12 protein-coding genes, 1 tRNA gene and 2 rRNA genes (1 of these 15 cut by a window edge) are annotated in these 20995 nt (G+C 63.8%); 7 read left to right on the top strand and 8 right to left on the bottom strand.

From position 1 onward, the window contains the following. Nucleotides 1–306: 306 nt before the first annotated feature. A complete protein-coding gene (locus ASE79_RS07525; protein ID WP_056415690.1) occupies nucleotides 307–1344 on the bottom strand; it encodes a LacI family DNA-binding transcriptional regulator in 1038 nt (345 codons plus the stop codon). 93 nt (nucleotides 1345–1437) lie between these two features. Between ASE79_RS07525 and ASE79_RS07520 the strand changes: the two genes are divergently transcribed. The 6 genes from ASE79_RS07520 to ASE79_RS07495 all read left to right on the top strand — a co-directional run bounded on the left by ASE79_RS07520 (nucleotide 1438) and on the right by ASE79_RS07495 (nucleotide 10964). Then, nucleotides 1438–2916, top strand: a complete 1479-nt coding sequence (locus ASE79_RS07520) for a UxaA family hydrolase (RefSeq protein ID WP_056414195.1) — start codon at nucleotides 1438–1440, stop codon at nucleotides 2914–2916. Between the two features lie 175 nt (nucleotides 2917–3091). After that, the gene (locus ASE79_RS07515) at nucleotides 3092–3889 is read left to right on the top strand and encodes a 2-keto-4-pentenoate hydratase (protein WP_056414192.1); all 798 of its coding nucleotides are present in this window, start codon (nucleotides 3092–3094) and stop codon (nucleotides 3887–3889) included. Between the two features lie 23 nt (nucleotides 3890–3912). Further along, nucleotides 3913–5226 (top strand): MFS transporter, encoded by a 1314-nt coding sequence (locus ASE79_RS07510; protein ID WP_056414189.1) that lies wholly within the window; start codon nucleotides 3913–3915, stop codon nucleotides 5224–5226. A 72-nt stretch (nucleotides 5227–5298) separates the two neighbouring features. Further along, nucleotides 5299–9123 (top strand): LamG-like jellyroll fold domain-containing protein, encoded by a 3825-nt coding sequence (locus ASE79_RS07505; RefSeq protein ID WP_056414186.1) that lies wholly within the window; start codon nucleotides 5299–5301, stop codon nucleotides 9121–9123. Nucleotides 9124–9128: 5 nt separating this feature from the next. After that, nucleotides 9129–10580 carry a DUF885 family protein gene (locus tag ASE79_RS07500; protein WP_156359598.1) on the top strand — a complete coding sequence of 484 codons (1452 nt, stop codon included), beginning with the start codon at nucleotides 9129–9131 and terminating at the stop codon, nucleotides 10578–10580. A 66-nt stretch (nucleotides 10581–10646) separates the two neighbouring features. After that, entirely contained in the window at nucleotides 10647–10964 is a 318-nt protein-coding gene (locus tag ASE79_RS07495; RefSeq protein WP_056414179.1) for a hypothetical protein, read from the top strand. A 24-nt stretch (nucleotides 10965–10988) separates the two neighbouring features. On the opposite strand, the gene ASE79_RS07490 is transcribed toward ASE79_RS07495, so the two are convergent. The 3 genes from ASE79_RS07490 to ASE79_RS07480 form a co-directional block, all read right to left on the bottom strand. Further along, the gene (locus ASE79_RS07490) at nucleotides 10989–11900 is read right to left on the bottom strand and encodes a 3-keto-disaccharide hydrolase (RefSeq protein WP_235516859.1); all 912 of its coding nucleotides are present in this window, start codon (nucleotides 11898–11900) and stop codon (nucleotides 10989–10991) included. A 19-nt stretch (nucleotides 11901–11919) separates the two neighbouring features. Continuing rightward, nucleotides 11920–12489, bottom strand: a complete 570-nt coding sequence (locus ASE79_RS07485) for a lysozyme inhibitor LprI family protein (RefSeq protein ID WP_082445161.1) — start codon at nucleotides 12487–12489, stop codon at nucleotides 11920–11922. A 106-nt stretch (nucleotides 12490–12595) separates the two neighbouring features. Beyond that, entirely contained in the window at nucleotides 12596–13111 is a 516-nt protein-coding gene (locus ASE79_RS07480) for a hypothetical protein (protein WP_056415686.1), read from the bottom strand. Between the two features lie 296 nt (nucleotides 13112–13407). Between ASE79_RS07480 and ASE79_RS07475 the strand changes: the two genes are divergently transcribed. Next, nucleotides 13408–16521, top strand: coding sequence for a TonB-dependent receptor plug domain-containing protein (locus ASE79_RS07475; protein ID WP_235516799.1), 3114 nt, complete (start codon nucleotides 13408–13410; stop codon nucleotides 16519–16521). A gap of 199 nt (nucleotides 16522–16720) precedes the next feature. Here the strand turns inward: ASE79_RS07475 and ASE79_RS07470 are convergent, their stop codons facing one another. From ASE79_RS07470 to ASE79_RS07455, 4 genes are all read right to left on the bottom strand, one after another. Then, nucleotides 16721–17017, bottom strand: coding sequence for a hypothetical protein (locus ASE79_RS07470; protein ID WP_156359597.1), 297 nt, complete (start codon nucleotides 17015–17017; stop codon nucleotides 16721–16723). Between the two features lie 879 nt (nucleotides 17018–17896). Further along, nucleotides 17897–17973, bottom strand: a tRNA-Met gene (locus tag ASE79_RS07465). Between the two features lie 83 nt (nucleotides 17974–18056). Beyond that, nucleotides 18057–18155 (bottom strand): 5S ribosomal RNA (rrf, locus tag ASE79_RS07460). 318 nt (nucleotides 18156–18473) lie between these two features. Beyond that, nucleotides 18474–20995, bottom strand: a 23S ribosomal RNA gene (locus tag ASE79_RS07455); it runs 54 nt beyond the window's last position.

Genomic DNA, 20995 nt, shown 5'->3' with positions numbered 1-20995 from the left:
AAGGGGGTCGTCGATACGGCAGGCGCGGCGGACGAGGCCGCTGGCAAGATCGTGCGCGAGGTCAGCGGCTTCCCGGTCGGCTAGCCGGTGGCCCGTCACCAACCGAGCAAGGAAACCGCAGTCGATCCCGCGCGCTCGACGTGGTGCCGCGCCCGCCCCTGCCCTCGGGTCCGCCGGGAAAAGACGGTCCGGATGCAGTTCCAGCGCCCTAGCCATCATCCATCCTCCTCGCCGCTTGACGCGATCCTCAGGTGATCTGGTAACCGGTGTCAGGAGATCGTGCAACCGCGATTTCGAGCCATGCCGTCAGGTATCGGCGTCTGCCGGCGGCGAGACCGATGCACGGCGGATGAGCGTCGAGAGGAACAGCGACGGTTCCTCGACAAGATCGCTGCCGTCGTCGGCGCCCGCGATCAGCTTCAGCGCCGCCGAGCGCGCCATCGATGCGATCGGCCAGCGCACCGTCGTCAGCGGCGGCCAGACATGCGCGGCGATCGGCGTGTCATCGAACCCGATGATCGACAGGTCGCGCGGAATATCGAGCCCGCGTTGCCGCGCGGCGTGGATGATCCCCGCTGCCATCTCGTCGTTGGACGAGAAGATCGCCGTCGGCCGCGGCATCACGTCGAGCAACCGCTCGGCCGCGACCAGCCCCGACTCGAACGTGTAATTCCCGTCCGCGATCATGCTGCGCGGCAAAGCGATTCCCGCCGCGGCCAGCGCATCCTCGAAGCCCAGGCGGCGTTCGCGCGCGGACCGGAAACCGTGCGGCCCGGCGACCAGCCCGATCCGGCGATGCCCCTGCTCGATCAGATATTCGGTCGCGGTCCGCACCGCCTCGCGGTCGTTCGAGGCGACCATATGCTCGCTGTCGTCGATCACCGCAGAGCCCATCCGGACGTAGCGACAGCCGATCGAGTCGCAAAGCTTGGCGACCGAGTCATTCTCGCTGACCGGTGGCATCAGCAGCACCCCGAACAGCCGCTGCCGCTCGAGAAAATGCCGCAGATCGTCGAGCATCGTCGCGGAACCGCGATCGAGCGGTCGCACGACCATCTCGAATTCGGTCCCCTGCAACGCCTCGAGCATGCCCTGCTGCACGTTCAGCACGGTCTGCGCATTGGGATTGTCGTGCACCAGCCCGATCAGGAAATTGCGGCGGAGCGCCAGCGCGCGCGCCTGCGGATTGGGAATATAGCCGAGCTCGCCAATCACGTCCTCGACCCGCTTGCGCGTATCGTCGTTCAGCAGCGGCGATCGGTTGATCACCCGGCTCACCGTCTTCTTGGAAACCCCGGCGATCCGGGCCACATCGTTGATCGTCGGCTGACCGGTCTTCTGCATAACAACGACATAGCCCGACGCGATCGAGCCGTCTTGCGGAAAAGCCGTCACCGCCTCATAATCTTGACACCGGTTACCGATTAAGAGGATGCGATGGCCAAGGCTTTGAGGGTCGATCCGCGCGACAGCGTCGCAACGCTGCTCGACGACGCGCAAGCAGGCGCTGTCGTAACGGTTGGCGATAGCGAGCTGACGCTGTCCGACGATATCGGCCGAGGCCATAAGGTTGCGCTCGCGTCGATCGCGGCGGGCGACCCGTTGCTCAAATATGGCTATCCGATCGGCACCGCAACGCAGGCGATCGCCGCCGGCGCGCACGTCCATTCGCACAATCTGAAGACCGCGCTCGAAGGCACGCTCGCCTATCGATTCGATCCGGTCGACACCGTGGCGGGGCCCGGTGCATCGGCCGCGACGTTCGAAGGCTATGTCCGCGCGGATGGCAGCGTCGGCACGCGCAACGAGATCTGGATCCTGTCGACCGTCGGGTGCGTCGCCCGCACGGCCGAGCGTATCGCCGCGAAGGCCGCCGCGCTCGTCGGCGATGCGGTCGACGGCGTCCACGCCTTCACGCACCCGCATGGCTGCTCGCAGCTCGGCCAGGATCTCGAGGGCACGCGGACGATCATGGCGAGCCTTGCCTGCCATCCCAATGCCGGCGGCGTGCTGATCGTCGGGCTCGGTTGCGAGGAAAACCAGATCAAGGCGCTGCTCGCGACGATCCCCACGGCGCGGCGCCCGCTGATCCGTACGCTGACGACGCAGGCCAGCGGCGACGAGATCGCCGAAGGCTGTGCGCTGGTCGCCGAACTCGCCGCGCTGGCAAGGGCGCCGCGGCAGACGGTCGGTCTCGACACGCTCGTGCTCGGTGTGAAATGCGGCGGATCGGACGGGCTGTCCGGGCTTACCGCCAACCCGCTGGTCGGCCGGATGAGCGACCAGGTCACCGCCGCCGGCGGCCGCGTCCTCGTCACCGAGATCCCGGAGATCTTCGGCGCCGAACAGATGCTCATGAACCGTGCGGCAAGCGAAGGCGTGTTCGATCGGATCGTCGACGTGGTCAATGATTTCAAACGCTACTTCCTCGATCACGGCGAGACGGTGTCGGAGAACCCCTCCCCCGGCAACGTCGCCGGCGGCATCACCACGCTCGAGGAAAAGTCGCTCGGCGCGGTCCAGAAGGCGGGCCGCGCCGCGGTCGCCGACGTCATAGGCTATGGCGCGCGGATCCGGGTCGACGGCCTCACCTTGCTGGAGGCGCCCGGCAACGACGCGGTCTCCTCGACCGCGCTGGCCGCGGCTGGCGCGACCGCGATACTGTTCACCACCGGGCGCGGCACGCCGCTCGGCTTTCCCGTGCCGACGATCAAGATCGCCTCGAATACCGACCTCGCCAAGCGCAAGCCGGGCTGGATCGATTTCGACGCAGGCGCAGTGCTGGAGGACGGCTTTGCGGCGACCGAAGCGGCACTGCTCGGGCGGATCCTGCAGGTCGCGTCCGGTGCCGAAACCGCCGCCGAGCGCAATGGCGAACGCGAGATCGCCATCTGGAAGCGCGGCGTGACGCTGTGAACCGGCCGTCTCCGGCAAGCCTCATTACCCTGCGGCGTTCCGTACGGCCCCTCGAAAACAGGTCGAACACCCGGCGTTGGCATCGTCAAATCCAGGCGGGGAACGTGCCCGCTTGTCAATGACACCGGTTTCCCATACCGTTCGGCAAAATAGAATGACATGACAGGAGGGGTTCTTGGCGGCACGGCCGAACACGAACGACAACACGACACGGATCGCCAAGACCTTTGTCGAGGCGCGCCGGGAGGGTGGCGTCGTTCCCGAATTTCCCGGCGACGTGCCGGTCACGCTCGACGATGGCTATGCGGTGCAGGACGCAGCGTTGCTGCTGGCCGACGGCGTGGTTGCCGGGTGGAAGGTCGGCCGGATCAACCCGCCGCTCGACGGGATCGATCGCCTCACGGGGCCGATCTTTGCCGACCAGATCGTCCAGGCCAGTGCCGATCCGGTCGCGATGCCGGTGTTCGCGCAAGGCTTTGCCGCCGCGGAGGCAGAGTTCCTGCTGCGGATCGGCACGGCCCCCGACCCCGCCAAGCGGACCTATACGACGGACGAAGCGCGCGCGATGATCGACGCGGTCCATGTCGGCATAGAGATTGCGAGTTCGCCTTTCCCCGGCATCAACGCGCTGGGGCCGACCGTCACGGTCTCCGATTTCGGCAATAACAACGGCCTGGTCGTCGGCGCCGATGCCGAGGGCTGGCGCGACGCCGACATCAACGACTGGCCTGTCGAACTGTGGATCAACGACGCCCTGATCGGCGCCGCCACGAGTGCGGCGATGCTCGACGGGCCGTTCGGTGCGGTCCGCTATCTGCTCGAACATCTGGCGGCGCGCGGCATAACGGTGTCGCCGGGACAATGGATATCGACCGGCGCGGTCACCGGCGTCCATCCGGTCGCGGTCGGCGACCGCGTCGAGGCGCGTTTCGACGGACGCTTTGCCGTCCATTGCACCATCAAGGCCCGCTAGAGGCTGGTTTAGGAGAAGAGCCAATGGCGAGCATCAACATGGTGGACCCAGGCGCGGCCGGGGCTGGCTCGGACGGCGCCGGCGCAGGCGGCACCATCGGCCGCTATCGCTGGCTGATCTGCAGCCTGTTGTTCGCCGCGACCGCGATCAATTATGTCGACCGGCAGATGATTGGCGTGCTGAAGCCGACCATCTCCGCCGAACTCGGCTGGAACGAGACGACCTATGCGGACGTCATCTTCTGGTTCCAGGCGGCCTATGCGATCGGGTATCTGAGCTTCGGCCGGATCGTCGACGTGCTGGGTGCGCGGATCGGCTATTCGGTCGCGTTCGTGATCTGGACGCTCGGGCATACGCTCTGCGGGTTCGCGGGCAACGCGTTCCAGTTCTCGGCGGCGCGCGTGGTGCTGGGACTTGGCGAGGCGGGCAATTTCCCCGCGGGCATCAAGGCGGTGTCGGAATGGTTTCCCGCCAAGGAACGCGCGTTCGCGACCGGGGTGTTCAACGCGGGCGCCAATATCGGTGCGGTCATCACGCCGCTGATCGTCCCGATCATCACGATCGCGTTCGGCTGGCGGATGGCGTTCATCATCACCGGTGCGATCAGCCTGGTCTGGCTGGTCGCGTGGATCGCGATCTATCGGCGTCCCCGCGAGGTGGCGAATCTGTCGGCCGCCGAACTCGCGCATATCGAGAGCGATCCGGCGGATCCGGCCAAGAAGATCGGCTGGATCAAGCTGCTCGGCTACCGCGAGACCTGGGCGTACGCGCTGGGCAAGTTCCTGATCGATCCGATCTGGTGGCTGTTCCTGTTCTGGACGCCGGACTTTCTCGCCAAAACCTATAATCTCGATCTCAAGAGCTTCGGCCCGCCGCTGGTCGCGATCTATCTGCTGTCCGATCTGGGCAGCGTGGCGGGCGGGTGGTCGTCGTCGAAGCTGATGAAGCGCGGGTACAGCGCCAATTTCGCGCGCAAGATCACGATGCTGGCCTGTGCGTTTCTGGTGATGCCGATCTTCTTTGCGCAATATGTCGACAATCTATGGCTCGCGGTCGGGATCGTCGGGCTGGCGACGGCGGCGCATCAGGCGTTCTCGGCAAACCTCTACACGATCCCCTCGGACATGTTCCCGCGCGGCGCGGTCGGGTCGGTCGTCGGGATCGGCGGCACCGTCGGCGCGATCGGCGGCATGATGATGGCCAAGTTCACCGGCTATATCCTGCAGACCACAGGCAGCTACACGCTGATCTTCGCGGTCGCGGGCAGTACGTATCTGATCGCGATCACCGTCGTGCACCTGCTCTCGCCCAGGCTGGCGCGCGTGGACGCCGACTGACGCTCCGCCCTCCCTGTTCGCGCGCACCGGCGGACAGGCTTGAGACGCAGAGAGACCCGGCCAGATCGCGCAATGTCGATTGGCCCCAAGGAGAGAGCCGTGAAGCGTTTTGCCACTTCGTCCGCCCTCGCATTGGCAGCCGCGAGCATCGCGCCCGCCGCCGCGCAGGACGCGACCGGCCTTCTGTTCCGCGCCTCCGCCGACACATCGCTGACCGCCGACTACGCCACAGGCGACCCCGTGCCCAATTTCCGCAGCGGCGTCGACGTCACCCCCGATGGCGCGATCGGCGGTGCCGCGCGCTGGGCCGACGACGGCTATGTCGCGTGGAAGGCGCCGGGCAACATGCGCGCCGACCGCGGGACGCTCGCCTTCTTCTGGCGGGCCCGCACGCCGGTCGGCGAAGCGCCGTTCGTGATCTTCCGCGCGGGGTTCGCGGACCATTCCAGCTGGGACATGGCGTTCCTGCGGATCGACTGGAACGGCCACGGCTTCGACGCTTTCGTCACCGACGCGAACCTGTCGCGCATCCGCGTTTCCTGGACTATTCGGCAAGCCCCCGCCCCCGACGCCTGGTCGCACATCGCCTTCGCCTGGGACGAAACGGTCGGCGTGCAACTCTACGTCGATGGCGCGCTGGTCGCCCGGAAGGATCAGAAGGCCGACCTCGACAGCGGCCTCGACCAGTTCGGTCTCGCCGGTCGCGTGATGTCCCCGCACCAGGTCCAGAGCCGCTATAATTTCATGCGCGGGTCCGATCTCGACGAGATCCGCGTCTACGACCATATGCTCGCGGCCCCTGACGTCGCGGCGCTCGCCGACAAGAGCGAGCCTTCCCCCGCGCGGCCATCCGACCCCGCCGCCAAACGCACCGCATGGCTCCACCGCTACGGCTGGGACAAGACCGCCCCACCCGTTCTCGACGCTGCCGTAACCCGCGTTCGAAAGGTCGAATTCGCCGACGCGAAGGACCTCAAGCAATGGATGTGGAAAGGCGTCGACGGCATTGCCGAGACAACCTGGCCCGGCGTCTACAACCGCTCGCGCCTGCCCGGCCGCGACGACTATTTCCAGCTGCCCGACTGGAACACCTATGTCGACGGCGGCAAGCGCTACGACCTGACGATCCCCGCCGGCGAACGCGTCAACCGCGTCGAGATCCGTGGCGCGGCCTATGGCCAGCTCGACTGGAGCGACGGGACGAGGAGCATCCCGATCGCCAACCGCAGCCAAGGCATCGTTCGCAGCGTCGACCAGTTCGCGCCCCGCACCGGCGGCACGCTCAGCTTCATCAATACGATGCAGGAACAGCCGATCCAGGAACTCTGGGCCTATGACATCGGTGCAGGCGAAGAACCCGCCGGCAGCTTCAAGCTATCCTACACCGTCGACGCGAACGCGTCCGCCGACCTGGCCGCGCTGACGCCGCTCAACGCCTATATCACCGGTCGCTTCGCCCCCGACGAGCGCAGCACCGTCGTCGCGATGCCGTCCGCCGGGCTGAAAGCCGCGGTCGGCGCAGGCAGCGGCGGCGCATCGGGCGCACCGGTTCGTCGCAAAGACGCCGCGCCGATCGTCCACATCCTGATCCCCGCAAGCTTCGGCGACGCGCTCCCGGACCGGCCGCTCGCGCGCGCGTTCGATTATGGCTGGCAAAATCTCAGCGACGGCCTCGACGGCATCGCGATCGACATCCCCGCGTTGAACGCCAGGCCCGATGGCGCCGGCCTGATCGCGCTCAATATCCGCGTGAAGGACCCGATCTGGCCGGGCCGCGACATGATCGACCTGTCCGTCTCGGTGCGGCCCAACGCGGCGCGCACGCTATGGCTGGACCTTCGCGACCGCATCCTTCCGAACGACAGCCTCTATCTGACGATCGCCAGCGCCGCCCCCGACTTCGATGCCACCGCACTCGATGGCGCCAGGATCCGCCTCGTCTTCAAGCCCCGCGCTGAGGCCCTGTCCGAACACGTCGCCGATCGCATGGCGCAGGTGAAGGACAATTGGGGCTTCCTCGTCGAGGAGCACACCGCCTCCAAGCGCGCCGGGCTGTACCGGCGCCTGTTCGCGGACATGTCCGATCTGCTTCGCGTCGACCCCGACAACGCGCGTGCGCGCGCCTATTGGGCCGACATCAACTATCGCCCGGAGAACCTGCCGGCGTTCGTTCAGCCGGTCGCCCCCGCCGGCGTCCCGCTCTGGGCCTTCCGCCAGCTCGAGGACCTGAAGCGCGTCCGCCAGTTCGTCACCTGGTGGATCGACGAGCGGCAGGTCGCGTACGGCGATTTCGGCGGCGGCATCTCCGACGACACCGATCTTACCCAGCAATGGCCGGGCCTCGCGCTGATGGGGGTCGAGCCCGACAAGATCAACGCCTCGCTCCGCGCGCTGTCGGACGCGGTCTACAGGAACGGCATGATCGTGAATGGCCTCGGCTATGTCACCGCGGACGAACTCCATGCCTATGAGGAAGGGCTGAACAGCAACGCCGAGCGCCTCTATCTCAACTGGGGCGAGCCGAAGGCTGTCGAACGCCTGATGGACACCACGCGCGCACTCCAGAGCGTCATCCTCAAGAATCCCGCCGGCCACATGCACTTCGCCAGCAACTGGTATGGCGGCCGCAAAATGTACCGCGAGGGCGCATGGGAATGGCAGAAGCCCTATGCCTTCACGGTCCTGCATGGCCCGATGCTGGTCGGCCTCTACAACGCCAATCCGCTCGCCCGAGGCCTGGTCACCGGCGTGATCGACGGCTGGATGGCGCACGGCAAACAGGGTCCGGACGGAAGCTGGCGCTATCCCAACGAGATCAACTGGCGCACCGATGCCGAACGCGTCGGCGACGGCGGGGGTATTTCCACGTCGTTGCAGGCGACCTGGGCCGCGTGGCGCTATACCGGCGATGCGAAATATCTTCGCCCGATCAACGCGCGACTTGCGAAGGCTGGACCCGGCGCGCTCGCCGAGTTCAACGAAAACGCGTTCGACGCGCTCCCCGGCGGCGCGGCGGCGCGCGCGACACTGGCAGCGGGCAAATCCGAAGATCCGTTCGCGCGCTACACCGCCTGGGTCGCGACCGGTGACACCGCTCCCTTGGCAGCCCTCCATGCCGATGCGATCGCGGACAAGTCGCAGCACATGGACATGTACACCGACGGGCATTGGTGGAGCGATCGCGTCGACCAGCCAAGCGAGATCCTGCAACGCGAACGCCTCGGCGGCATCGCGCTGCGCCGTAACCAGAGCTGGCCCGGCAACACGGTCAGCTGGCGCTTCGCCGAGCCGGGCGCCGCCGAGCGCGTCGCGATCCTGCTGCCGGGCGCGACGCCGACCAGGTTCCGCGTAATCGCCTACAACACGACCGACCATGCGCAGCGCGCGACGATGTTGACCTGGACCGTCACCGCAGGCCGCTGGTCGATGCAGGCGTCGAGCAGCACCGACGGCGGCAAGACGCTGACGCCGATCGGCCACGCGCAGGCCATGACGCTCGAACGCAGCGCCGGCACCGACGTGACGTTCGCCCCCGGGACGACGGTGTTCGATTTCACGCTGGTACAGCCGGGATCCCCCGTGGAGGAGCGCGCAGACCTCGGCATCGGCACCGACGACGTGGTCGCGAAGGGGCGCAACGTGATGGTCACCGTCCACAGCCTCGGCGCGAAGGCGGTCCAAGGCGGGCGCGCGGATCTGATCGACGCGGCGGGACACGTCGTCGCGACCGCACGCATTCCGCCGCTATCCGCCCCGCTCGATCTTCGGCCGAAAATGGCGGTCGTCAACCTGGTACGCCCGGCGCGCATCGATCGCGCTACGTTGGCCGTGCGCGTCACACTCGCGGGTGACGAGCCCGAGATCACCCAGGCCAACAACCGAGTCCCCCTACCGTGACGTCGATGACCCCGGACCGCCGAAGCGTGCTGGGCGGCCTGGCGTCCTCGATCATCCTGCCCGTGAACGCAGGCGCGCAGTCCAGTGCGTCCCTGCGCGAGGCGCTCGACGCGGCCGGCGCAACCGACCCGGACGACGCGCTCCGCCTGCTCGCTCGCTTCGACGCGGGCGCGCTGAAACCGGGTGACCGCCTGGACCTGATTACCGCCCGCAGCGGTCTATCGATCGACGCCGCCATCGCGCGATCGCGGTTCGGCCGGACCGGACGCAGCCTCTACCGGGTCACCCCGACGACCGGAGCCTGGAAGGCGCAACGCCCCGATCCGGCAAAGATCGACGCGGACACCGCGGCCGTTCTGGCGGACGCGGAAACCGGCATAATTCTCCCGCGCCTCTCGCTCGATCGGACGGTCGCCGCGCTCCGCGCCGCGGCTGCACATCCCGCTATCGACCGACAGATCGCGGTGCTGGAAAGCCTGCGCGACACCGCCCCCTCCGCACCCGGGGTGGGGAGGTTCCGCGGGGGAACGGACTGGTACGCGCTTCAACTCGAGCGCTCGCTCGGATCGATGACGCCTGCTTATGCCGAACGTCGACTCTACGCCGAACTGAGCCGCCTCCAGGCACGGGCCGCCGATCTGTTCGACAGCGTCGGCGCGCCAAAGGCATCGATCGGTGATCGCTGCGCCAGACTGTGGCGCGACGAGCGCTTTCTCTATCCCGACACCGATGATGGGCGCGCGCGCGCGGTCGCCGACATGAACCGCATGCTCGGCACTGCGCGCGCGCATATCCGGTCTGCGTTCGGCGAAGTTCCGCCATGGTCCGTCGCCGCCGGCGCCCGCGCGCTGACGACGCAGGAGATGGCCGCGGGCCGCGGCGGCTATCGTGACGTTCCGACGCCGACCCGCCCTGGCACCTATGTCGTCGACCTCAAGGAAATCCGCCGCCGCCCCCGCTGGACCTTGCCCAGCGTCGTGGCGCACGAACTCCTCCCCGGGCATATGATCCAGCTCGGGCTCGAGGGGGCCAGGCCGCCCCACCCGCTCCGGGTCGACTACGCCGCCGCGTTCGTCGAAGGCTGGGGAATCTACGCCGAGCAACTGGCGGACCGGACTGGTGCCTATGCCGACGCCCATGACGCGCTCGGCCATGTCCATTGGCTCATCTTCCGCGTCGCCCGCGCGCTCGTCGATCTCGGCATTCATCTGCACGGCTGGTCGATCGAACGCGCCCGCGACCGGCTGATCGAATGGCAGGGCGAACCCGCCTACTTCGCCCCCTTCGACGTCGAACTCGCGCGCATCTCGCTCGAACCCGCCGCACGCGTCGCCGAAGCCATGGCGTGGCTGACAATGGCGGATCACGGTCGAAACAGACCGCCAATCGCCTATGCCAGGGCACTGCTGTTCGAGGGACGCAAGCGAATGACGATGAACAGCGGGTTCATCACATGACAGCGCAGCACCCGTCCACTCGCTAGCTTGCGGGTTGTCGACACGTCGATGCCCGAAGGATCCCCTATGCAGATGCACCGCGGTGAAAGATTCGGCGCGTTGGTCGAGGATCACGGCAACGGCCAGATCATCAGCAGCGAATATCTCGCGACCTCGATCAGTTCGGGCGCGGACGGAGTCGGCGAGAATGACGACTACACACGGTCGTCGCGCGCCGAGAACTCGAACCTTAAGGCGCTGACGGACTTCCGTGGCTATGTTCTCTGTGACGTCGGCCGCGACCACCTGAGGGTGCTGGACACGATCGCTACGCGGAACGGGACGCTGTCGACTGACGACAGCTTCGTGACCGAGCGCGGCAAGCCCGGCTTGCAACGGGCGTGATGACATCGCGGCGACCCCGGACGTTTACCGTCCCGCGACGACGATCTTCGGAAGTGTCGTGATCGGTTCGACCGTGATCGCCCGGAACCACGTCTCCGCGCCTTCGGATTGCAGCTGGATCTGGCCATGCGTCAGCGGCCGCCGGGTGCCGTCGGGCGCGATCGTCGCCAGGTCGTGTACTTCGGCGACCGGTACGCCGTTGACGACATGCACCGCGCGGTCGCCGACGACATACAGGTCGAGCGTGTTCCACGCGCCGATCGGACGCTCGGCATCGGTCGCGGCCTCGACGTTCCAGGTCGGGGTGCCGTTGACGATGTCGATCTCGCGGCCTCCGGCGCGGAAGCGAAGATGCGGTTCGACCAACGCGGGATCGAACGTCACGCCGGTGCGCCCACGCAGCTTGCCGCCCACCGCGACGATCATGCCGGTCGATCCGGTCATGATCTCGAACTCGACCGATGGACGCCATGTGCCGAAGACGTCGCCGGCGGTGCCGTGGGTATGATAGAGCAGCCCGTTGTTGCGCGGCAGCGTCGCGCGGGGCGCCCAAGTCTTCGCCCCCCATTTGAACTGCAGCCGCAGGTGATAGTCGCCAAGGTCGGCCGTGTTGACGAGGCTGCCCCAGGTCTTGCCCTTCACCCAGATCGCAGGCGCACCATCGACGGAGCGCACGGCGAAGTCGCCGCTGGTGTCCCGGCTGGTACCGATCGGCGGCACGCCCGGGTTCGGCTGGTAGGTGATCGAGGGATCGGCATAGCCCAGCCAAGGCGTCCAGCCCTTCAGGCTGCGCCCGTCGAACAACGCGGTCGGCTTGCTGGTCGGCACAGGTATGTCCGTCAGCGTCAGCCGCTGCGCTGCCCTTGCCGGTTCGCCCGCCATGGCGCGTGCCCGGTCCTTCGACGTTTGCGCGGTCGCGGGGGCAGACAGCACCATGAGTGCCACCAATGCTCGATCAAACCACATAAACATTCGTCCTCAACCATTGGGCGACCAGCGATCGTTGGCGCGCGGTGATCCAATCCAGGCGGTCATTTGTCATGTTCATGAGGCACACGAACGACCCCAACATCACGAAACTGACCCCGTCCGCGACGTTGCATTCCCTATTTCGCTGGACAACCCAACGCCGTTCAGACGCGGTGATAGTCTGACGTCGGTTCGCGGCAAGTGACCGCAGAAGAAGCTTGTAGGACGCGTTAAGGCTCGAATTCATCTTCGAAAGCTGTTCTCTCAGGCAGTGACTGTCGACGTAACCGTAGGGAAGTCCGTAGATGTCTTCGATCCAGAAGCGGCCATTGAGCACGTATGATTCCAGCGCCGGCTGCGACCAGCAACGCCCCTTCAAGTCATCTGACGCCACGCCCTTGGGAAGAGTAACATCAAATTTCTGATCCCAGTGGCGTTGAAGATTGGAATTGCGATGAGCCTGGATAGGCCCGCTCTGTGCCATCGCGCTGGTGGCCAACAGACAGAAACCTGCGCGCGCGCCCCAATGTACAACGCGATGGACAGTTGCCTTCATCGATCGGTGCCTTCTTGTTTTCCGCGTCAGCGCAAGGATCTCGTCGGCTGCCGGAACTCACGCGCGGTCGCGAAATCCATGTCGGCACGCCAGCATTGCCTATGCGCTAATTCTGCCGCCTGGCCTTTACACCGGGCTGCCCGCCGACGCTCAATCGAAAGCTGCCGAGCGCGGCGCGCTTTATGATGACTGTGTCGTTCGCCCGCGGCCGCCGCGCGATGATATAATCGTCGGTCTGCGTCCACCGTGCGCCGTCTGCGAGGACGAAGCTCCACCGCCCGGCGTCATCCACCGACGCACTGGTGAGCGTCGTTTCGATCTGCGGCAGAGCGTTGCCATTGCCGAACAGGCCCGCGTCGGGAAGCGAGACGCCGAACAGGCTGCGACGCGTTTCGCGCACCTGTTGCTGATCGATGACGACAACGACCTTGTTGGTCTCTGCTTCATCGAGTGCGGCTACCGATCGATCGAAACAGGCGAGGCGGGCAGCAGCCTCCGCTACGGCGCGGCACTGCGTTACCGCGCGCAGTAGAGGCGGACGTTCTCTATCGCGCGGTTTGGCCGCGGTGGTCGTCGCTGCAATCGCCGCGACCCCGATCAAGCCGGTGATTGTCGACGTCATCGTGCCCCGCATGTCGCCCCCTGGTTTTACGGTGAGGTCGAGCGATAGGCCGACATGCCGAATGCCGCAATCGGCGCCTGCCCCGTCCGGTGCTGCATCACGTCAGCAATGTTGCCATTAAGCAACAACGCCGTCGCAATGCGATGAACTGGGACCAATTTGTAACTTTGTTTTGGACAAGCCGGGCTCGCCTTGTAAAAATCGACGCCATCGGGGCTTTTCGACCCCCAAATGATCGCGTGACGCGAGAAATCGCTGATACCGAAAAGGGACCAATTAAAACTATGCGTAACCACATGTTTCGAGATTGCCTGCTGGCGTCGACGATGATGGCAGGCGCGGTTGGCGCATTGCCGGCCTTTGCCCAGACCGCAACGGCCCCCGCCCCCGCCCCCGCGGCTCAGGGCACGGCAAGCGATGACGGCGCAGCCGCCACGACGCCTGCGATCTCCAACACGCCGAGCGAGGATCCGGCCGCAGCCGGGACGACCGGCGGCGGCGACATCGTCGTTACCGGATCGCGTATCTCGAATCCCAACCTGACGTCAGCCAGCCCGGTGACCGTCGTCAACGCAGCAGAGATCAAGCTGCGCGGCGCGACGCGCATCGAAGACGTTCTGAACAGCCTGCCATCGGCCTTCGCCGCGCAGAACTCGTCGGTATCGAACGGCTCGACCGGCACGGCGACGGTCAACCTGCGCAATCTGGGTGAATCGCGCACGCTGGTGCTGATCAACGGCCGCCGCCTGATGCCGGGCAACCCGTCGTCGAGCAGCACCGCAAGTGCTGCTGCCGACGTCAACATGATCCCGGCGTCGCTGATCAAGCGCGTCGATGTGCTGACCGGCGGTGCAGGCTCGGTTTATGGTTCGGATGCGATTGGCGGCGTCGTCAACTTCGTGCTTGATACCGATTACGAGGGCTTCAGCGTCGATGCATCGGGCGGCATCTATAACCACAACAACCGCAGCGACCGCTTCAAGGCGCTGAACACCACCGCCGGGAATTCGGCGCCGACCGGTCAGTCGTTCGACGGGACGCAGTTCGACATCAACTTCAAGGTTGGCGTCGGCACCAGCGACGGCCGCGGCCACATCGTCGGCTATGGCGGCTATCGCAAGATCGGTGCGATCCTGCAGGGTTCGCGTGACTACAGCGCGTGCGGTCTCAACGCACCGACGGGCAATGTCGGCAACGACTATGTCTGCGGCGGATCCGCAACCGCGTTCCCGGCAAACTTCTCGCTCAACGACGCTGTCGAGGGCGGGCCGCCAACCGGCTATACACTCAATTCTGCGGGCCAGCTCGTCCCGGGTACGACGCTGTATAACGCCAACCCGCTGAACTATTATCAGCGTCCGGATAAACGCTATACCGCAGGCTTCCTCGCAAAGTACGAAGTCAGCGACGCGTTCAAGCCCTACGCCGATTTCATGTTCATGGACGACCGTTCGGTGGCGCAGATCGCACCGTCGGGCGACTTCAACAACACCTCGGTCCTGAACAGCAACAACCCGTTCCTGTCGGCTGCACAGAAGGCTACCTTCTTCCGTGACACCAACCTGGTGCGGGACGCGAACGGCAACGTCATCAACCTGACCAACCCGGACGGTTCGCAGTACCAGCAGGCCAATGTCCGCATCGGCCGCCGCAACGTCGAAGGTGGCGGTCGCCAGGCCGATCTCCGCCACACGCAATACCGCTTCGTTGCCGGTGCGAGCGGCACGCTCGACAAGGGTATCTCGTACGAGGCGTACGGCCAGTTCGGCAGCACCGTGTTCAACCAGGTGTATCGCAACGAGTTCTCGGTGTCGCGTACGACGCGCGCGCTCGACGCCATCACCGATACGCGCCCGGGTTCGGCGACGAACGGCCAGGCAGTCTGCCGGTCGGTCGTCGACGGTACCGATCCGAACTGCGTACCGCTGAACATCTTCGGTTCGGCTGGCATCTCCCCAGCAGCGCTGAACTATGTCCAGACGCCGGGCTTCCAGTCGGGTGAGAACAAGGAGACGGTCCTCAACGCGTCGTTCACCTTCAAGGGCGCCGAATACGGCGTTCAGTCGCCGTTCGCGAACGAGGGCATCGCGCTGAACGTCGGTGGTGAGTATCGCAAGGAATCGCTGAGCCTCGAAGTCGACAACGCGTTCCTGAGCGGCGATCTGGCCGGCCAGGGCGGTGCGACACTGCCGATCCGCGGCAGCTACAACGTCAAGGAAGCGTTCGGCGAAATCCAGGTGCCGCTCGTCAGCGATCGTCCGTTCTTCAATGAGCTGACCGTCAACGGTGGCTATCGCTATTCGAGCTACAGCACCGCCGGGTCGGCAAGCTCGTACAAGGGTGAACTGGTCTGGGCGCCGATTTCGGACATCCGCTTCCGTGGTGGCTACAACCGCGCGGTGCGTGCACCGAACACGCAGGAATTGTTCGCACAGCAATCGGTCCAGCTGGACGGTGCGACGGACCCTTGCGCAGGCGCCGCAGTCAACGGCCTGGTCAACGGCAACACCGCGGCGCAGTGCGCACTCACCGGCGTGCCTGCGAACCGTTTCGGCCTGATCGCGGCCAACCCGTCCGAGCAGTATAACGGGCTACTAGGCGGCAACCCGAACCTTCGTCCCGAAAAGGCCGATACGTTCACCGCCGGCGTGATCCTGCGTCCGTCGTTCCTGCCGGGCTTCAACCTGTCGGTCGATGGCTTCCGCATCAAGCTCAAGGACCGCATCGGCGTCATCGGCGCGGACACGATCATCGCGCAGTGCCTCCAGACCGCCGACCAGCAGTTCTGCAGTGCCATCAAACGCGATGCCAGCGGCACGTTGTGGCAGGGTAATGCCGGCTACATCGTCGATACCAACGTCAATGCGGGTACGCTGACGACCCAGGGCATCGAAACGTCGGCGGGTTACACCTACCGGTCGGACAGCATCGGCACGATCGGGCTGTCGTTCAACGGCACCTATGTCGACAAGTTCACGTCGGACAAGGTTGGTGCGAAGTTCGATTGCGCAGGCCTGTACGGCGCGCAGTGCGGCTATCCGATGTCCAAGTGGCGTCATCAGGCTCGTGTATCGCTGACGACGCCGAACGGTATCGGTCTGTCCGGCAACTGGCGGTACCTGTCGGCAACGAAGTTCGAGCGCACCAGCAGCGACAGCGATCTCAGCGGTCCGTTCTTCGTCAACGATGCCCGCGTGAAGGCGCAGAACTATTTCGATCTGGCCGCAACGGTGCGGGTCGCCGACAAGTTCACCTACCGCATGGGCGTGAACAACATCCTCGACAAGACGCCGCCGATCCTGAGTGCGGCAGCATCGCCGATCGGCTCGCTCGGCAATGGCAACACCTATCCGGGCATCTACGAGGCCATCGGCCGCTACCTGTTCGTCGGCCTGACTATCGACATGTAATCGAACCTTCGGGACCGATATCTGGGGCGGCAGGTCATCCACCTGCCGCCCTTTTTTCGTCTTCTCGCAGACCGCAAGCCGATGCCTCCGCGGGCACGATGCACAACGGTGCGTCGCGAGTCCCCATGCGATCGAAATTTCGAACGGTGGCTCGACCTGAGACGGCAGGCGCTACACAAAATCCCTTACGCCACGACCTTCATCGGTAGGAACGGGGCACCGACCTAGCCGACGGGTGCGGCCTGATGTCCGAAAGCGTCGCCGCGTTCAAAAACGCGGTGCCCTGTCGCGGCAGGACGCGGATCGACGTCAGGCCGATGCAGTTCGGTACGGCGGTTAGGTAAGCAACCGTGAAGTCAGGCTGATTGGTGCCCTCGCCCGCGAAAATGCCGGTTCTGATGGACGAGATATTGGCCGCGGAGGGCGGATGGACCGGTTGGCGTTCGGTTACGGTGGTCGAACGCATCCGCGTGAGCAGCCACATCACGTTATTCATTCTGACGCCGCAGGACGGCCACCCCGTGCTCCGCCACAAGCCGGGCAGATATGTGACGTTCCGGTTGAAGCGGACGGTGCCCCGGAACGGAAGCGAAACTCCTCGATCTCCTATGCGTCGAACGGGAAGTATTACCGGGTCTCGGTCAAGCGAAAAGCGGCAGGCCAAGGCGGTCCCCGCTTTCTGCATGGTGATATCTAGGTCGGCGACCGGTTGGAGACCACGCCTCCCGCTGGCGACTCTTGCCTCGCCGACATGCCGCAGCGGCCTGTAATCCTGCTTTCCGGGGGCGTCAGCCTGACGCCGATAGTTTCAGCGGCTCTAGAAAGCGGATCGTTCTATATTTCCGTTCTGCGCGCACTCTCTGGTCGGCAAACCGATTTGCTCTTTTCCGGTCGGACCGCGTCTCGATACGCCAATGCCATATCGGTACCCGCTACCACCCCTGACCTGCTCGCCAGAAATCCTTCGCTGGTAGCGAAGCGCACCAGACGGAGAAGAGCAATGCAGCAACTCCGTTTACCGGCTGCACCGCCAGCACCAGCGACGGCGCGCAAACGCAACAGCCGGCCCGCAGGCACCCAACCAGCGTTGGTCGCTAGGCAACGCACCCGGACGCGTTGGCCTGCAATAGACGATTCCATATGTGTACGCGGTATCGATGACGACAGCCGAGAATGCCTGGGGTGCATCGTGGATATAGCGGTCGACTACACGGGGCGTTCGCGCGTCGAGCGCTATAGTCGAACCGCGTAGGAACTGACGCCGACGGCGCCGAACGTACGCAACGCCCCTCCGCCAAGGTTTTGGTCGAGCTTTAAGACCTGCGCCACAAACGACAACGCCGCCCGTGAGGGCGGCGTTGTCGTGGTAGGGAAATGGTTGCGGGGACAGGATTTGAACCTGTGACCTTCAGGTTATGAGCCTGACGAGCTACCGGGCTGCTCCACCCCGCGACATTCGCGTTAGCGAAGGGGTATGAGACAATTGTGAATGGGTTTTAATATTCGCGTGTGATGCATGTTGCACGGGCTTCAATGCCTGGCGACGACCTACTCTTCCATCGCTTGAGCGATAGTACCATTGGCGCAGTYGGGTTTCACGGCCGAGTTCGGACACCGACGCTATAGCCACCAGGCAATGGAGCCGGTGCGACATGCGTACGTGAATATCTGGGTCCCTCGAGCGTCGCCTTGCGGCGAAGCTTGAGGGTTTTAAAATCGATACCGTGCAAGGTTTGTARTGTGTTCGACCAATCCCTCGACGGCGAGGGGATTGGCAATCTGGCGTCGTCTTAATCATCCGCACTATCGTCTGACGTGCYGGGCGAACCCAGTGTTGTCATTGATGGTGTGAGACTCTCAAGCGCGAATAGAGCAATTAGTATCGGTTAGCTCCATGCGTTACCGCACTTCTACATGGGCGAACCCAGTGTTGTCATTGATGGTGTGAGACTCTCAAGCGCGAATAGAGCAATTAGTATCGGTTAGCTCCATGCGTTACCGCACTTCTACATCCGATCTATCAACGTCGTGGTCTCCGACGGCTCTATGAAATCTTATCTCGAGGGAGGCTTCCCGCTTAGATGCTTTCAGCGGTTATCCCGTCCATACATAGCTACCCAGCTGCGCTCYTGGCRGAACGACTGGTACACCAGAGGTATGTTCAACCCGGTCCTCTCGTACTAGGGTCAACTCCTCTCAAATTTCGACGCCCACGGCAGATAGGGACCAAACTGTCTCGCGACGTTCTGAACCCAGCTCACGTACCACTTTAATTGGCGAACAGCCAAACCCTTGGGACCTGCTCCAGCCCCAGGATGTGATGAGCCGACATCGAGGTGCCAAACAACCCCGTCGATATGAGCTCTTGGGGGTTATCAGCCTGTTATCCCCGGCGTACCTTTTATCCGTTGAGCGATGGCCCTTCCACGAGGGACCACCGGATCACTATGACCGACTTTCGTCTCTGCTCGACTTGTCAGTCTCGCAGTCAGGCGGGCTTATGCCATTGCACTCTAACAGACGGTTTCCGACCGTCCTGAGCCCACCATTGCGCGCCTCCGTTACTCTTTAGGAGGCGACCGCCCCAGTCAAACTACCCGCCACAGAGGGTCCCTGTTCCGGCTTACGGAACGAGGTTAGACATCAGAAACAAACAGGGTGGTATTTCACCTATGGCTCCACATCAGCTGGCGCCGATGCTTCAAAGCCTCCCACCTATGCTACACAGTTTCTTCCTAATGCCACTCTGAAGCTGCAGTAAAGGTGCACGGGGTCTTTCCGTCTAACCGCGGGTACTCCGCATCTTCACGGAGAATTCAATTTCGCTGAGCATGTCCTGGAGACAGTGGGGAAGTCGTTACGCCATTCGTGCAGGTCGGAACTTACCCGACAAGGAATTTCGCTACCTTAGGACCGTTATAGTTACGGCCGCCGTTTACCTGGGCTTCATTTCAGAGCTTGCACCCCTCCACTTAACCTTCAGGCACCGGGCAGGCGTCAGGCCCTATACGTCGTCTTGAAGCCGACTTAGCAGAGCCCTGTGTTTTTGCTAAACAGTCGCTACCCCCTGGCCTGTGCCCCCTCAAAGTGCTTGCGCATAGTGAGGGCCTCCTTCTTCCGAAGGTACGGAGGCAATTTGCCGAGTTCCTTCAGGACACTTCTCTCAAGCGCCTTGGTATACTCTACCTGACCACCTGTGTCGGTTTCGGGTACGGTCTATACGGTGGGGCTATTTCCTGGAACCATTTCGAAGCCATCCCAATCCGATAAGGGATGACAACACACATGATCCGTCACACACCACCAGGCCCACGAATATTAACGTGGTTCCCATCGACTACCCCCTTCGGGCTCGTCTTAGGGGCCGGCTCACCCTGCGCGGATTAGCCTTGCGCAGGAACCCTTGGTCTTTCGGCGAGAGGGCATCTCACCCTCTTTATCGCTACTCATGTCTGCATTCGCACTTCCGATACCTCCACGACCCATTACCAGATCGCTTCACAGGCTTACGGAACGCTCCGCTACCGCGTACCACATCAGTGGCACACCCTAAGCTTCGGCACGTATCTTGAGCCCCGTTACATCTTCGCCGCAGGACCTCTTGTTTAGACCAGTGAGCTGTTACGCTTTCTTTAAAGGATGGCTGCTTCTAAGCCAACCTCCTGGTTGTTTTGGAAGTCCCACATGCTTTCCCACTTAGATACGATTTGGGGGCCTTAGCTGTAGGTCAGGGCTGTTTCCCTTTTGACGACGGACCTTAGCACCCGCCGTCTGTCTCCCGCATATCACTCTTAGGTATTCGGAGTTTGGTTAGGTTTGGTAGATCTCGCGACCCCCTAGCCCATCCAGTGCTCTACCCCCTAAGGTGTTCGTGCGAGGCACTACCTCAATAGTTTTCGCGGAGAACCAGCTATTTCCCGGCTTGATTGGCCTTTCACCCCTAAACACAACTCATCCGGTAACTTTTCAACGTTAATCGGTTCGGACCTCCAGTGCATGTTACTGCACCTTCATCCTGGTCATGCCTAGATCGCCGGGTTTCGGGTCTAATACATCAAACTCTGGCGCCCTATTCAGACTCGCTTTCGCTGCGCCTACACCTATCGGCTTAAGCTTGCTTGATACATTAAGTCACAGACCCATTATGCAAGAGGTACGCTGTCAGGCCATAAAAGCCCTCCAACTGCTTGTAGGCAATCCGTTTCAGGTACTGTTTCACTCCCCGCGTTCGCTCGCCACTACTAACGGAATCTCGGTTGATGTCTTTTCCTCCAGCTACTGAGATGTTTCAGTTCGCCGGGTTCGCTTCACGAAGCCTATTTTATTCAGCTAAGTGATACCTAACCTAATTAACCCAATACCCTGCGTTACCGCAGCGATTGGATTAATCGGGATAGGTGGGTTTCCCCATTCGGAAATCGTCGGGTCAATGCTTGCTCACAGCTCACCGACGCTTATCGCAGCGTGCCACGTC

Origin of the sequence: Sphingomonas sp. Leaf28 (genome assembly GCF_001421685.1) — a bacterium.
Classification (GTDB): domain Bacteria; phylum Pseudomonadota; class Alphaproteobacteria; order Sphingomonadales; family Sphingomonadaceae; genus Sphingomonas; species Sphingomonas aurantiaca.
The sequence above is the reverse complement of the archived record's forward strand: the minus strand, read 5'-3'. Positions and strand labels throughout refer to the sequence as shown.

What these genes read in the sequence shown, in the direction of transcription:
- ASE79_RS07525 (WP_056415690.1), bottom strand. Translation starts at nt 1,344, where the DNA reads ATGCAGAAGACCGGTCAGCCGACGATCAACGATGTGGCCCGGATCGCC.
- ASE79_RS07520 (WP_056414195.1), top strand. Translation starts at nt 1,438, where the DNA reads ATGGCCAAGGCTTTGAGGGTCGATCCGCGCGACAGCGTCGCAACGCTG.
- ASE79_RS07510 (WP_056414189.1), top strand. Translation starts at nt 3,913, where the DNA reads ATGGCGAGCATCAACATGGTGGACCCAGGCGCGGCCGGGGCTGGCTCG.
- ASE79_RS07505 (WP_056414186.1), top strand. Translation starts at nt 5,299, where the DNA reads ATGTCGATTGGCCCCAAGGAGAGAGCCGTGAAGCGTTTTGCCACTTCG.
- ASE79_RS07500 (WP_156359598.1), top strand. Translation starts at nt 9,129, where the DNA reads ATGACCCCGGACCGCCGAAGCGTGCTGGGCGGCCTGGCGTCCTCGATC.
- ASE79_RS07495 (WP_056414179.1), top strand. Translation starts at nt 10,647, where the DNA reads ATGCAGATGCACCGCGGTGAAAGATTCGGCGCGTTGGTCGAGGATCAC.
- ASE79_RS07490 (WP_235516859.1), bottom strand. Translation starts at nt 11,900, where the DNA reads ATGGTGCTGTCTGCCCCCGCGACCGCGCAAACGTCGAAGGACCGGGCA.
- ASE79_RS07485 (WP_082445161.1), bottom strand. Translation starts at nt 12,489, where the DNA reads ATGAAGGCAACTGTCCATCGCGTTGTACATTGGGGCGCGCGCGCAGGT.
- ASE79_RS07480 (WP_056415686.1), bottom strand. Translation starts at nt 13,111, where the DNA reads ATGACGTCGACAATCACCGGCTTGATCGGGGTCGCGGCGATTGCAGCG.
- ASE79_RS07475 (WP_235516799.1), top strand. Translation starts at nt 13,408, where the DNA reads ATGTTTCGAGATTGCCTGCTGGCGTCGACGATGATGGCAGGCGCGGTT.
- ASE79_RS07470 (WP_156359597.1), bottom strand. Translation starts at nt 17,017, where the DNA reads ATGAATAACGTGATGTGGCTGCTCACGCGGATGCGTTCGACCACCGTA.